Source organism: Methylobacterium sp. 2A (assembly GCF_009806555.1).
Lineage (GTDB): Bacteria > Pseudomonadota > Alphaproteobacteria > Rhizobiales > Beijerinckiaceae > Methylobacterium.
In genome coordinates this window covers 79160-91922 of the sequence record NZ_VUOK01000054.1, presented here as the reverse complement: position 1 = coordinate 91922, position 12763 = coordinate 79160, and the positions used below count along the sequence as shown (strand labels likewise).

At 70.0% G+C, this 12763-nt stretch carries 15 protein-coding genes; 9 read left to right on the top strand and 6 right to left on the bottom strand.

Going from position 1 to position 12763, the window contains the following annotated elements; all coding sequences use genetic code 11:
* Position 1 precedes the first annotated feature (1 nt).
* Positions 2 to 658, bottom strand: a complete 657-nt coding sequence (gene msrA / locus FVE89_RS23965; RefSeq protein WP_161392696.1) for a peptide-methionine (S)-S-oxide reductase MsrA — start codon at positions 656 to 658, stop codon at positions 2 to 4.
* 175 nt (positions 659 to 833) lie between these two features.
* Between msrA and FVE89_RS23960 the strand changes: the two genes are divergently transcribed.
* The gene (locus tag FVE89_RS23960) at positions 834 to 1328 is read left to right on the top strand and encodes a PAS domain-containing protein (protein WP_161392695.1); all 495 of its coding nucleotides are present in this window, start codon (positions 834 to 836) and stop codon (positions 1326 to 1328) included.
* Between the two features lie 16 nt (positions 1329 to 1344).
* On the opposite strand, the gene FVE89_RS23955 is transcribed toward FVE89_RS23960, so the two are convergent.
* Complete coding sequence (locus tag FVE89_RS23955) at positions 1345 to 1665, bottom strand: PetM family of cytochrome b6f complex subunit 7 (RefSeq protein WP_161392694.1); 321 nt, start codon at positions 1663 to 1665, stop codon at positions 1345 to 1347.
* 158 nt (positions 1666 to 1823) lie between these two features.
* Between FVE89_RS23955 and FVE89_RS23950 the strand changes: the two genes are divergently transcribed.
* Together FVE89_RS23950 and FVE89_RS23945 are read left to right on the top strand one after the other, a co-directional pair.
* Positions 1824 to 2507, top strand: a complete 684-nt coding sequence (locus FVE89_RS23950; RefSeq protein ID WP_161392693.1) for an HAD family hydrolase — start codon at positions 1824 to 1826, stop codon at positions 2505 to 2507.
* Positions 2508 to 2901: 394 nt separating this feature from the next.
* Entirely contained in the window at positions 2902 to 3204 is a 303-nt protein-coding gene (locus tag FVE89_RS23945) for a hypothetical protein (protein ID WP_202131036.1), read from the top strand.
* A gap of 71 nt (positions 3205 to 3275) precedes the next feature.
* Here the strand turns inward: FVE89_RS23945 and FVE89_RS23940 are convergent, their stop codons facing one another.
* Together FVE89_RS23940 and FVE89_RS23935 are read right to left on the bottom strand one after the other, a co-directional pair.
* The gene (locus FVE89_RS23940; protein WP_161392692.1) at positions 3276 to 3998 is read right to left on the bottom strand and encodes an invasion associated locus b family protein; all 723 of its coding nucleotides are present in this window, start codon (positions 3996 to 3998) and stop codon (positions 3276 to 3278) included.
* Positions 3999 to 4104: 106 nt separating this feature from the next.
* Entirely contained in the window at positions 4105 to 4386 is a 282-nt protein-coding gene (locus FVE89_RS23935; protein ID WP_161392691.1) for a hypothetical protein, read from the bottom strand.
* Between the two features lie 442 nt (positions 4387 to 4828).
* Here FVE89_RS23935 and FVE89_RS23930 point away from each other — a divergent pair, with 442 nt between their 5' ends.
* Positions 4829 to 5716: a hypothetical protein gene (locus FVE89_RS23930; protein ID WP_161392690.1), complete on the top strand. Its 888-nt coding sequence runs from the start codon at positions 4829 to 4831 to the stop codon at positions 5714 to 5716.
* Between the two features lie 115 nt (positions 5717 to 5831).
* Positions 5832 to 6062, top strand: coding sequence for a hypothetical protein (locus FVE89_RS23925; RefSeq protein ID WP_161392689.1), 231 nt, complete (start codon positions 5832 to 5834; stop codon positions 6060 to 6062).
* A gap of 140 nt (positions 6063 to 6202) precedes the next feature.
* Here the strand turns inward: FVE89_RS23925 and argH are convergent, their stop codons facing one another.
* Positions 6203 to 7582 (bottom strand): argininosuccinate lyase, encoded by a 1380-nt coding sequence (gene argH / locus FVE89_RS23920; RefSeq protein ID WP_161392688.1) that lies wholly within the window; start codon positions 7580 to 7582, stop codon positions 6203 to 6205.
* Positions 7583 to 7624: 42 nt separating this feature from the next.
* Between argH and FVE89_RS23915 the strand changes: the two genes are divergently transcribed.
* On the top strand, positions 7625 to 8266 hold the full coding sequence (locus FVE89_RS23915) for a TlpA disulfide reductase family protein (protein WP_161392687.1): 642 nt from the start codon (positions 7625 to 7627) through the stop codon (positions 8264 to 8266).
* Between the two features lie 13 nt (positions 8267 to 8279).
* Here the strand turns inward: FVE89_RS23915 and FVE89_RS31590 are convergent, their stop codons facing one another.
* Entirely contained in the window at positions 8280 to 8411 is a 132-nt protein-coding gene (locus tag FVE89_RS31590) for a hypothetical protein (RefSeq protein WP_281409009.1), read from the bottom strand.
* Between the two features lie 684 nt (positions 8412 to 9095).
* On the opposite strand from FVE89_RS31590, the gene FVE89_RS23905 reads away from it, so the two are divergent.
* From FVE89_RS23905 to FVE89_RS23895, 3 genes are all read left to right on the top strand, one after another.
* Positions 9096 to 9356 carry a hypothetical protein gene (locus FVE89_RS23905; RefSeq protein WP_161392686.1) on the top strand — a complete coding sequence of 87 codons (261 nt, stop codon included), beginning with the start codon at positions 9096 to 9098 and terminating at the stop codon, positions 9354 to 9356.
* A 154-nt stretch (positions 9357 to 9510) separates the two neighbouring features.
* Entirely contained in the window at positions 9511 to 10713 is a 1203-nt protein-coding gene (gene nhaA / locus FVE89_RS23900; protein ID WP_161392685.1) for a Na+/H+ antiporter NhaA, read from the top strand.
* 57 nt (positions 10714 to 10770) lie between these two features.
* Positions 10771 to 12528 carry a carbamoyltransferase C-terminal domain-containing protein gene (locus FVE89_RS23895; RefSeq protein WP_161392735.1) on the top strand — a complete coding sequence of 586 codons (1758 nt, stop codon included), beginning with the start codon at positions 10771 to 10773 and terminating at the stop codon, positions 12526 to 12528.
* The last annotated feature ends 235 nt before the right edge of the window (positions 12529 to 12763 follow it).

The following is a 12763-nucleotide window of genomic DNA, read 5'->3' as shown; positions in this document are numbered from 1 at the left end:
ATCAGGCGGCGACGCCGGTCCCCACCGGGCAGCTGACGCCGGTGCCGCCCAGGCCGCAATAGCCGCCCGGGTTCTTGGCGAGGTACTGCTGGTGGTAGCCTTCCGCGAAGTAGAAGTGCTCCAGCGGCTTGATCTCGGTGGTGATGTCCGGGAATCCCCGCTGACGCAGCGCCTCGGCATAGGCTTCGCGCATTGCCCGGGCCGTCGCCTCCTGCGCCGGGCCGTTCGTGTAGATGCCTGAGCGGTACTGCGTGCCGACATCGTTGCCCTGGCGCATGCCCTGGGTCGGATCGTGGCTCTCGAAGAAGGTCCGCAGCACCGCGTCCAACGGCAGCACCGCCGGGTCGAAGGCGACCAGCACGACCTCGTTGTGACCGGTCTGGCCGGTGCAGACCTCCTCGTAGGTCGGGTTCGGGGTGTAGCCGCCGGCATAGCCCACGGCGGTCACGAACACCCCCTCGGGCAGTTGCCAGAACCGGCGCTCGGCGCCCCAGAAGCAGCCGAGACCGAGGACGATCGTCTCGGTGCCGGCCGGATAGGGACCTTTCAGCGGGTTGCCGTTGACGGAATGGGTCTCGGCCGTCGGGAGCGGCGTCGGGCGACCCGGCAGGGCCTCGGCGGGGCTCGGCATCTCGGGGCGCTTGCGGAACAGGAACATCGGCTTGCCTTCGGGTCTTACGGGTTACCCCAATATGGGAGCGCCCCGGCCGGCGAAAAAGCTTCGGTCCCTGTCCGGGCACGAAAGCTTGACGCGGGACTGGACCTCGCCGCCAATTTACGGCTTGTAGTTGCACAAGAGCGGCTTTCCGGCCGCCATGCGAGGGCAGAGCGGGATGGAAACGGGCTGGACCGCCACGAGTCACGTGCCGGACAACCTGAAACCTGGGTCGCATCGGGGCGATCCGTTCGCCGCGGCGGTGCGGGCGACCCGGATGCCGATGATCATCACGGATCCGAGCCAGTACGACAATCCGATCGTCTTCGTGAACGACGCCTTCCTCAAGCTCACCGGCTACACGCGGCTCGAAGTGACCGGCCGCAACTGCCGCTTCCTGCAGGGCCCCGGGACCGACCCGGCCGCCATCGACCGCCTCCGTGCCGCCATCCGGCAGGAGAAGGACATCCGGGTCGATCTGCTCAATTACCGCAAGGACGGCTCGACCTTCCACAACGCCCTGTTCGTCGGGCCGGTGCGGGATGCCGAAGGCAAGGTCGTCTACTTTTTCGCCTCGCAGCTCGATGTGAGCGAGCATCACGCGCTGATTGCCGAGATCGAGCGGCTGGAAACCGAGCTGGCCGAGGCCAGGGCCAAGCTCGCCGGTCGATAGGGGCGACGGAGCGCGCTCAGGGCTTCGTCAGGAAGCCGATCGGCTCGCGGCCCGGCTGGCCGAGCCAGAGCAGGACCGCGCCGAGGCCGAGCCCGATCAGCGAGGCCGGCGCCAGGGTGAGCGGCAGGCCCAGCACGTGCCAGAGCCAGGGCGCCGCCCCCTCGACGCTGCCCTGCAGGGCGCCGGCCCGGTCCTTGAACAGGGCGGCGATCACCTCGGAGAGCGGCGTCACCCGCAGGCCATTGTTGGCGATCGAGCGGGCGCCGTCATAGACCAGCGCGACGAAGCCGCCGGCCATCAGCAGGAAGCCCAGGACGCGGACCAGGAAGCGGAACATCGCGGACGTCTTCGAAGCCTTGCGCGCCCGGCTGGCGCCCGCCACGGCAGTATGGGGCCGGGCCGCCGGTTGCAACCATCGTAAACCCCCGGTTGCCGCTCCGGGGCACCCGTGCCACAGGCAGCGGGCGGCGGCGGGCCGTGCGGGAACGGTCGGCCTTGGACGCGCACGCGACGACATACCCCCTCGGCCTCGTGATCTTCGATTGCGACGGCGTCCTGGTCGATAGCGAGCCCCTGAGCCTCGCCTGCCTCACGGCCGGCCTCAACCGGATCGGCGTGGCGATCGACTTCGCCACCGTGCGGGCGCGCTTCACCGGCACCGCCATGCCCTCCATCATGGCGCATATCGCCCGGGATTACGGGGTTGCGGCGCCCGAGGGCTTCGTCGAGACCGTCAAGGCCGAGACCCTGGCGCTGTTCGATACCGAGCTGCGCGCGATGCGCGGCGTCGCCGGGGCGGTGGCGGCCCTCGGCCTGCCGATCTGCGTGGCCTCCAGCAGCGATCCGGTGCGGCTGCGCCATTCCCTGACGCTGACCGGGCTGCTGCCGCTGTTCGGAGAGCGCGTCTTCTCCTCAACACAGGTGCAGCGGGGCAAGCCCGAGCCGGACCTGTTCCTGTTCGCCGCCGAAAGGATGGGGGTCCCGCCCGCGGCGTGCCTGGTCATCGAGGACAGCGTGCCCGGCGTCACCGCCGCCCGGAGCGCCGGCATGCGGGTCGCCGGCTTCACCGGCGGCGGCCACTGGGGCCACGACCCCGCGGGGGCCGACCTCGTGCGCGCCGGCGCCGCCCGGATCTTTTCGGACTTTTCCGATCTCGCCGCGGTGATCGCGCAGGCCTGACGGGTCCCGTCTCCGGGGAGCAGAACCGGGGCCGCTTCCTGCCAGGTACGGCCCCGAAAACGGAAATCGCTTCCGTTGACGGGCCGGGGCGGCATCGCCATCTTCAGTAGTGCCGTTGCGGGGTCGTTCCCGCGTCGGTCGCGGTGATTTGAGAAGCGTAGCTTGCGCCGCGTCATCAAACGCTAAAGCACTGCGACGGCCCACGCGCCGCGCGGTCCTTCGGTCTGGAGGACATCCGATGTCGAAGCGATACCCGTTCGACACCCACACGCTCCCGAACGTGCCCTGCTGCCGCGCCCAAGGTCGGCGCTGTCGACGCTAGCGCGTCGACCATCATCCAGCAGTCATCGCGATCCGGCATGGCTTCACGCCGGCCCAGGGAGTTTCAAGTGCCATGCACAGTCTCGTTGCAGAGTTCCCGCCCGGAGAGGGCCTGACGGCGGCCGATCCGGCCTCCATACCGTTGCCGGGCCCGGCCGGGCCGCCGCGGGTGATCGAGATCGGCGAGATCACCGCCGGGATCGCCGTCCCCGAAGGACGCGGGGTCCGGTTCTTCTCATCCGCCCGTGATTTCGACGGCCTCGACGGCACCCTCTTCCGCACCGCCGAGCAGGCGACCCGCGCGGCCCGGGCGCGCGTGCGTGCCCGGGCGCATGCCGGCACCGGGCCGGATCAGGCCCGCCTCCGCCGCGCCTGACCGGTGCACCCAAAAACCCTCTGCCGAGGCGGCCGGCGCTTCGGCAGAGGGTCGCGCATCCGATCGGCGGCCTACCGCCCGCATTCCTCGCGCGTGCGCTTCATGGCCTCGGCGAAGCCGCCCAGCGCGTATTCATCGCTCGTGGGATTGCCGCGCATCGAGGTGGTCTTGATGATCAGCTTCGGATTGCGGGCGCTCATCTCCGACACGACCCGGGCCTCTTCGGCCGGGTTCTGCAGCCACGCATTCCCGTCCTTCACCACGAGGCCGTAGCGGCTGCTGCCGAGGTTGAGGCTCGGGTCGGTGGGCGCGGCGGCCGAGCCGGGCTTGATCTGGGAGGCCGCGGGCTTCGAGGGGAAGCCCAGCATCACCGCCACCTCGTTCTGGACGTTCTCACCCTTGCGCACACTCACGAACAGGTAGGCGGTGTCGCGCTTCAGGGTCTTGGGCGAACGCGTCTGCGGCTGCGCGATCGCGTAGCAGAGCTTGTTGCGGCCGTCGCCGTTCACGAACACGTTCCAATCGCCGAAAATCGCCACCGGCGTCGCCTGCTGCATGCCGGGGGGCGTCGCCGCCTTCTTCTCGGTGCGGGCCGGCCGCTGACGGCCGCGCCGACGTCCGCGCGAAGCCGGCGCCGCATCGTCGCCGCTCGTATCGACGGCGGCGTCCTGCGCCCATGCGCGCGCAGCGGACAGGCCCGGCGCGCCGATGAGCGCGCCGAAAACACCGGTGAGAAGCCCGGATGAGAGCAGGACGAGGGCTCCGACCGGGAGCAGACGTGGAACGCGGACCATCTTCACTTCCTGACGACGGGCAGCCCTCTCAAGGGCCGCACCGGGGTTCAGGATTAGTGAAGCTTGCGTAAAACGTCGGCAAGATGGCGGGATAGCACCGTCCGCGTCAGATCGCGCGTGCTTCCGCGGCCTGGGCGGCGATCACGACGGCCGCCGATGCGACCGGTTCGACCGCCTCACCGATGGCCGCCGGCACGGCGTTCGGCTGAGCCGGCACGGCGCGCCTGCGGGGCGGATCGTTGTAGGGGGTGTTGTAGCCCTTGCGCACGGCAGCCCAATAGGACTCCCGGGTCAGGCCAGAGCCGGTCAGGGCGGCATCAATCATCGCCGTCGCCCGTGCCGCGAGATCCGGCACCTCTTCCGGCTTCAGCCAACTCTCGACAGGCATCCTGCGCACTCCGTTCCAAACGGCGAAGCTTCTAGCGGATCGGACTTAGCCAGAGGGTGAACGCGTCAGGCGGCAGATGGTTGCGCTGCACAATTCCGGGTCCGGCCTGTGGGTAACTCGGCTCCGATGGCGCCGGACCGGGGGGCGATCCGGGCTGGAACCGGACGCGTTCCGACGCCTCCGATCGGCAGGAAACGCAGATGGAATGACCCGCCAATGTTCGACCATACGATCAAGCTCGATCCATCATCGCTTCTGAGGCAGGTACCGCCATAAGTGTTTGGTTTTCAGGCGCTCGAATGACTGGCCGCTTGCTTTCGGTTAATTTGCGGCGACGGCTGTTTTCATTCGCAAAACCGAGAACGATCTGGCACCTTTTCTCTCTGCGTCGCGTGATTCTCTGGTCGAGACAGGGGCCGCCCTCAGGAGCGGTGAGGCCGCCATGGTGGAAGCCGTGAACAGGATTGCGCCGGCCGTGGTGGCGCAGCGTCAGACCTCGGCTGTCCGAACCCCGGAGTCAGGCACCCGTGTCGCACGTACGGAGAACCGCACTTCGTTCGACGCCGCCTCGGAAATCCTGCGTCGCGCCAAACGGGCCGAGACGGAGAGCCTGTTGGCTTCCATGGCGTCGGCGCCCCCCGGTGCCGACAGGATGGCGGCTCACATCCTGCAGGAGGCGGAGCGGAAGCTCGTCCGGTTGAAGGCGGAGGCCCGGGCGGCCGCGGCCTCCGGCGATCGGAGGGCGGCGCGCGCCATCGCCCGGGACCTGGCCGTGCTCGCCCGCCAGATCGCCGATGCCGCCCAGGATTACGCCGTCGCGCAGGCGCGGCCGGACGTGGTGTCGCCCGCCCTGGCCAAGGCCGCCGCGCGGATGAACGCCGCCGCTGCTCCGCCTGAGGCCGGAGGCGCAATCGATGCGGGGGCCATGGTCGGAGAGGCCGCGGCGGCGGCAACCGAAGTGGCGGAGGTCGCCGCAGCACCGGAGGAGCGGGACACGGCGCGGCCGGATTTCAACACGATCGATGGCGAGAACGGCCAGGTCCAGCAGCCGGCGGACCAGGGTTTCGCCCCCCTCCCGCTGCCTCCGTCCGGTGGTTCGGGCGGCGCGCCCGAGGAGGGCATCTTGGTCAAGGCCCACAGGCTGTTCGAAGACGCCGTGGATCTGTTGCGCGCCATGGAGGCATTGGCCAGCCGGCGGTCATTCTGGGCCGGCCGCATCGGGCTGGCCGCTCCGACCGTGCTGCCGGTCTGGCCCGTCGCGGTCGCATCCGCGGGCGCAGGGCAGCCGGTCGTCAGCGCCCCGCCTTCGGTGGTGGCTCATGGGCGGTGAAGACCAGCGTGAAGCCTTCCTCCGGCGCGGCGCATCGGGATGGGGACAGGCGATCCGCGCCGTCCGGGCGCCCTGAAGTTTGAAACCCTCGACGAAGACCCCGGGAGACGACACCATGGACAAGATTAACGCGGCAACCGCCCATTCCTCCGCGCATCAATCGTCCCATGTCGAGAAGGCGCATAAGTCCGACCCGAACAAGGACGCCGAAGCTCAGGCGAGCAAACGCTCGGAGGAGGCTGAGCGCGCCAAGAAAGTCATCGATAGCCGGCCGTCGCAGGCGCGTCTGAAATTTCAGCACTCGTTAAATGCGGCACACGGCGCATCCGACGTCGAAAATTCCTGACCCAACGCTGCGCATTGCCGGGGCTCAGGACCGCGCCCTGAAAAAACATCGGGCGGCCCTGCCCGCGCAACGGCAGACTGTTCCCAGCCTCGACCGAACGTCACCATCCGGTCGAGATCGGGATGTCGAACGGTCGGTCGTCAGGCCAGTCGTTCGATCCAGCCCTGCGCCTGCTGACGCACGTTGTCGGGCGCGGTGCCGCCGTAGCTGGTGCGGCTCGCCACCGAATTTTCGACGCCGAGGACCGCATAGACCGCGTCGGTGATGCGCGGCTCGGCCTCCTGCATCTCGGCCAGCGACAGCTCCTCCAGCCCGACGCCCCTGGCGGAAGCCACGCCGACGAGGCGGCCGGTGACGTGGTGCGCCTGCCGGAACGGCAGGCCGAGTTCGCGCACCAGCCAGTCGGCGAGGTCGGTCGCGGTCGCGTAGCCGGAGCCGGCGGCCCGGGCGAGCACCTCGGCGTTGGGCTCCAGGTCCTTCACCATGCCGGTCATGGCGGCGAGGCAGAGGGAGAGCGCCTGGAGGGCGTCGAACGTGCCCTCCTTGTCCTCCTGCATGTCCTTCGAATAGGCGAGCGGCAGGCCCTTCATGACGATGAGCAGGCCGGTCAGCGCGCCGATGATCCGACCGGACTTGGCCCGCACCAGCTCGGCGGCGTCGGGGTTGCGCTTCTGCGGCATGATCGACGAGCCGGTGGTGAACCCGTCCGAGAGCCGCACGAAGTTGAACTGGGCCGAGGTCCAGACCACCAGCTCCTCGGCGAAGCGCGACAGGTGCACGGCGCAGATCGAGGCGGCCGCCAGGGATTCCAGGGCGAAGTCGCGGTCGGCCACCGAATCCAAAGAGTTCGCGGTCGGCCGGTCGAAGCCGAGGGCCGAAGCGGTGGCATGCCGGTCGATCGGGAAGGAGGTGCCGGCGAGCGCCGCGGCGCCGAGCGGGCACTCGTTGAGCCGCGCCCTTGCGTCGCGGAACCGGCCCCGGTCGCGGGCCAGCATCTCGACATAGGCGAGGCAATGGTGGCCGAAGGTCACCGGCTGGGCCGATTGCAGATGGGTGAAGCCCGGCATCACGGTGTCGGCGTGCTTCAGCGCCTTGTCGGCCAGCGCCCGCTGCAACGCGGCGGCCTGCTCGTCGAGGGAGTCGAGGGTGTCGCGCACCCAGAGCTTCATGTCGGTGGCGACCTGATCGTTGCGCGAGCGCGCCGTGTGCAGGCGCCCGGCCGCCGGGCCGACGATCTCGGTCAGCCGGCTCTCCACCGACATGTGGATGTCTTCGAGCTCGCGCTTGAACGTGAAGGTGCCGGCCTCGATCTCGTCGCGCACGGACTTGAGCCCGGCCTCGATCGCGGCCACATCCTCCGCCGGCAGGATGCCGGCTTGACCCAGCATCGCCACATGCGCCAGCGAGCCGCGGATATCCTGGGGCGCGAGGCGCTTGTCGAACCCGATGGAGGCGTTGATCTCCTCCATGATCTCCGCCGGGCCGCTCGCGAAGCGGCCGCCCCACATCCGGTTGCTCATGTCGATCCTTCCGCGCCCTGAACGCCCCGGCAGGCAAAGCTGATGCCCGGCCGCACACCCATCCTGGCCGGCGCGGGGCTCGCCGCGCTCGCCGTCCTCGGGATCGCCCTATACGGGAGCGGTCTCCTGCCCGGCAACACGGGCGGCGCCCTTCAGCCCTGCGCCGCCGCGAAGCCGGCCCTTGCCCGGGTCGATGCGGCCGCCACAGGCGAGGTCGCCGCCATGCAGGCGCCCGCCCAGGCCCGGCCCGCCCCCGAGATCCGGTTCAAGGGTCCGGACGGGGCCGAGACCGGGCTCGTCGACCTCAAGGGGAAGCTGCTGCTGGTCAATCTGTGGGCGACGTGGTGCGCCCCCTGCAAGGCTGAGATGCCGGCGCTCGACCATCTCCAGGCGCAGCTCGGCGGGCCGGATTTCCAGGTCGTCGCCATCAACGTCGACACCCGCAACCTGGAGAAGCCGCCGGAATGGCTGAAGCAGGCCGGCATCCACGACCTCGCCTTCTATGCCGATCCGGGCGGGCGGGTCCTGCCGACGGTCCAGCGCGACACGCAATCACCCGGCCTGCCGACCACGATGCTGATCGACGCGCAGGGCTGCACCATCGGGGTGATGAAGGGGCCGGCGGCGTGGTCGAGCCCGGACGGGCTGGCGCTGATCCGCGCGGCTCTGGGGCGGACGTCGTGAGAACAGAGAACACTCACGTCCGCTCGTAGAGGACGAACCGACCCTCCGGCGCGAGTTGCTGGATGAGATCGAAGTCGTCGCGGTTTGCCGTCAGCACCGGAAGACCGGCCCGGGTCGCCGTGAGGAAGATGAGCGCGTCCGCCAAGCAGGCGGTGCGCTGATGACTCTGATAGCCTTGGAGCCAGCCCTTTTAAGGTGTTTGCGGAAGCAACGAGACAGGGGCCAAGCGCACTCTCCTCCCCCTTGTGGGGAGGAGTTGGAGGTGGGGGTGGTGCAGACGGCACCGCTGCGCCTCATCCTGCACCACCCCCACCCCTGGCCCCTCCCCACAAGGGGGAGGGGAAAAGGCGGTGCTCTTCCAGGATGTTAGAGCCACGACTTGCGATTTTCGCAGCTAGCCCAAACACCTTAAAAGGGCTGGCCTTGGAGCCTTCCTAACGTGCCGGCCAAAATGCCGGCTTCCGCGAAGGTCTGAGCGTCTGGTGTCAGAAGACGCGGATCGGGGATTTGCGCGAACAGCTCGGCGTAGTGATCACGCAATGCGTTCCAAGCTGGCCCGTGAGGATCGGCTGCGGCAATCCCGACGGCCAGTTCGGCCAGCGCAACCGCACAGTGGAACACAAGGCGCGATCGAGAAGACGACCCAGGTCCGGGGGCAACCGCCCGGCGGCGCTGTGGATGTAGACACCGGTATCGAGCACGAGGGCGATGGGCGCAGCCTCGCTGTAGACAGTCCAATCGGCGAGTTCATGCCGCGGACGCGGGGAAAGGCGCCTTCGACGCTTATCCGGCTTACGCCGTCGAAGGGCAGCGCGCAGATCCACGCTCAGTGCGCACCGGTATCGAGATCATGGTCGGGTCCGAGGCGGCCGGCGGTACGGCGGAGAAAATCCGCGACCGGATCCGTTTGTGCCAGAAGCGCCAGTGCAATCGTGCCGAGTTCATCCGTGGAGGTGATTCCAGCCTCGCGCTTGGCGGCTTCCACCAGCGCCGACGGTACACGCAAGCTCACCGACTCGGATTTCGGATCGTCGAGCAGGCCGGATTTCCTGGCCTCCTCAAGGACGGCGGCATGGACCCGCGCAGTTGAGCGCGGGGCTCCTGTCCGCTGGGGGGGGGGTGAATTTCGGCGCGGCCATCCTCCGCTCTCCATTGAAAGGATCGCCCCGAGTCGCGGGCGCGAACGGTGCGGTCTCCGTGGATAGCCTTGCCCCCGCCCACAAGGCACGGCAAGCCCTGCCGCGATGACATCGCCCTCCCCCAACCACACCCCGCCGAGGCGCGGCCCGCGCCCCCTCTCGGCCATCCGCACGCTGCTCGCCAGCGAGGCGGCGGGCGGGCTGATCCTGATGGGCGCGGCGGCGCTCGCCCTTGTCGTCGCCAACGGGCCGCTTGCCGAGGCCTACGCACACGCGCTCCACGCCGCCCTCGGGCCGATGAGCGTGCAGCACTGGATCAACGATGGCCTGATGGCCGGGTTCTTCCTGCTGGTCGGCCTGGAGATCAAGCGCGAGGCCCTCGACGGGCGGCTGCGCACCTGGCCGGACCGGATGCTGCCGGGCTTCGCGGCGCTCGGCGGCATGGCGGTGCCGGCCGGATTCTACGCGCTCGCCAATCTCGGGTCCCCGACCCAGCGCGGCTGGGCGATTCCGGCCGCCACCGACATCGCCTTCGCGCTCGGGGTCCTGGCGCTCCTCGGGTCCCGGGCGCCGGTCTCGCTCAAGATCTTCCTCAGCGCGGTGGCGATCATCGACGACCTCGGCGCCGTGCTGGTGATCGCGCTGTTCTACAGTTCCGACTTCGACCTCACGATGCTGGGGCTGGCCGCCCTGGTGGTCGCCGGCCTCTACGGCCTCAACCGGGCCGGCGTGTCGTGGCTTCCGGCCTATCTGACCCTCGGCCTCGTGCTCTGGGTCCTCGTGCTGCGCTCGGGGATCCATGCGACGATCGCGGGCGTGCTGCTGGCGCTCACCATCCCGATCCGGGTCAGCCCGGGCCGGCCCGAGGACGCGCAGTCGCCGCTGCACCGGCTGGAGCACGCGCTGGCCCCCTGGACCACCTATCTCGTGGTGCCGATCTTCGGCTTCGCCAACGCGGGCGTGGACCTGACCGGCCTGACCGGCGACGCGCTGCGGGAGCCCGTGACGCTCGGCATCGCGGCCGGCCTGTTCCTGGGCAAGCAGGCGGGCGTGTTCGCGAGCCTGCGGCTCGCCGTCGCACTCGGGCTGGGGCAGCGCCCGTCCGGGGCGAGCTGGGGACAGGTCTACGGCGTCGCGGTGCTCTGCGGCATCGGCTTCACCATGAGCCTGTTCATCGGCGGTCTCGCCTTCGCGGACCCGGATCACGGGACCGCCGTGAAGCTCGGCGTGCTCGCGGGCTCCGCCCTGTCGGGGCTCGTCGGCGCCGCGATTCTCCTCCTCGCCCGCCCCCGCGTGGCGAAGACCTGACCCCACGCGCGGCTCCGGCTTCGCCGCACGCGGCGAAATGCGCTACCCCGCTTGCGTATGCGCTACTATCTCGGCCTCGCCACCACCTTTCACGATCCCGCCCTCGCCCTGGCCGGGCCCGACGGGACCCTGCTGTTCGCCGAGGCCGCGGAGCGCCACCTCCAGTACAAGCGCGCGCCGAATTGCGAGCCGGACGCCCCGTCGCAGGTGGCCGCACTGCTGAAGGAGCACGTGCCGCCGGGCTCGGAACTCGTCATCGCCTCGACCTGGGGCCCGCAATTCACCGACTTCCTGCGGGGCCAGGCCGGGGCCGGCGCCTTCGACCTGATGGCGCTTTCCGCCCACACCACCGCGCTCAACCGCTCCTTCGTGCCCGAGCAGGCCGAGCGGGTGTTCATCGCCGATCTCCACGGCGCGCAGGAGCGGGCCGGCCACGGCACGTTGCTCGCCCTGAACCAGGAGGCGCGGGTCACCGGCGCAGCGCCACGGGCGGCGATCGCCGGGCAGCGGCGCTATCCGCACCACCTCTGCCACGCCGCCTACGGCCTCTGGGGCAGCCCCTTCACCGAAGCCACCGCCCTCGTGGTCGACGGCATGGGCGAGACCGGCGCGGCCGCGCTCTACCGGCTGGAGGCGGGCCGGATCAGCGAGCTGCGCCGCCACCGCGGGCGCGGGTCACTCGGCTTCCTGTACGGGCTGATCACCGATCTCGCGGGCTTCGATCAGGTGAAGGGCGAGGAATGGAAGATCATGGGGCTCGCCCCGTACGGGCACCCCGATCCCGAGCTCAGCGCCCTGCTCGGCCGGCTCTGCACGGTCGCGGATGGCCGCCTGCACTACGCCGATGCGGAGACGATCCGGGCCGTCGCCACGGAGATCCGTGCGCGCCGCCCAGCCGATGCCCTGGAGAACGGCTGGCCCGACCTCGCCCGCTGCGGCCAGGATCTTTTTGGGACTTTGATGGATGCCCTTGTGGCCGAGGCCTGGGCGCTGGCGCCCTCCGAAAACCTCGTGATCGCCGGCGGCTGCGGGCTGAACTCGTCCTATAACGGCCGCGTGCTGGGCCGCTCCGGATTCTCCCGGCTGCACGTCCCCTCGGCCCCGGCCGACGACGGCAACGCGGTCGGCGCCGCCTGGCTCGCCTACGCGGAGGACCATCCGGACTGGGCCGGGCCGCCGGCCGAGATGCGCCCGCTCACCCCCTATCTGGGCTCGCGGGTCGCCACGGGCCCGATGGAGCGGCTCGCCGAGCAGGAGCCCCGCGCCAAACGGGTCGGCCATGCGGAGGCGACCCAGGCCGCGGCCCGGATTTTGGCGGAGGGCGGCCTCGTCGGCTGGGTGCAGGGTCGGGCCGAATTCGGACCCCGGGCGCTCGGCAACCGCTCGATCCTGGCCGACCCGCGGCCGGAGGGCGCCAAGGACGCGCTCAACGCCAAGGTGAAGTACCGGGAGGCCTTCCGGCCCTTCGCGCCCTCGATCCTGGCGGAGGCCGGGCCGGACTGGTTCGAGGACTACGCCGACAGCCCCTACATGGAGCGGACCCTGGTCTGGCGGGAGGCGGTCCGCGCCCGCGTGCCGGCGGTGGTGCACGAAGACGGAACCGGCCGGCTCCAGAGCGTCACGGCCGAGCGCAACCCCGCCTATGCGGCCCTGATCGCGGCTTTCGCGGCGATCACGGGCGTGCCCATCCTGCTCAACACGAGCTTCAACGTGATGGGCAAACCAATCCTCCACAGCGCGGAGGACGCGATCCTGATGTTCTACACCACCGGCCTCGACGCCCTCGTGGTCGAGGATTGGCTGGTGGTGAAATGAAAGGCCTGTTCGAGGCTTGGACATCGCTGTCCCCGGCATCGCCGCCGTCGCCCGGATCGAGACCCGGCCTACCACCGCACGCGCCCGGGACGATCCGTCCCTCTTCGGTCTCTTCGCTTTCTTGGCGCGAAGGCGACAGCCCGGCCCGCAGGGGGACGGAGAAATGCGCCGCCTTCCCGAGCCCTTGACGCTCAGCTGAGCCGCATGAGTCCGAGATCCGCAGGGACGGAGAGGG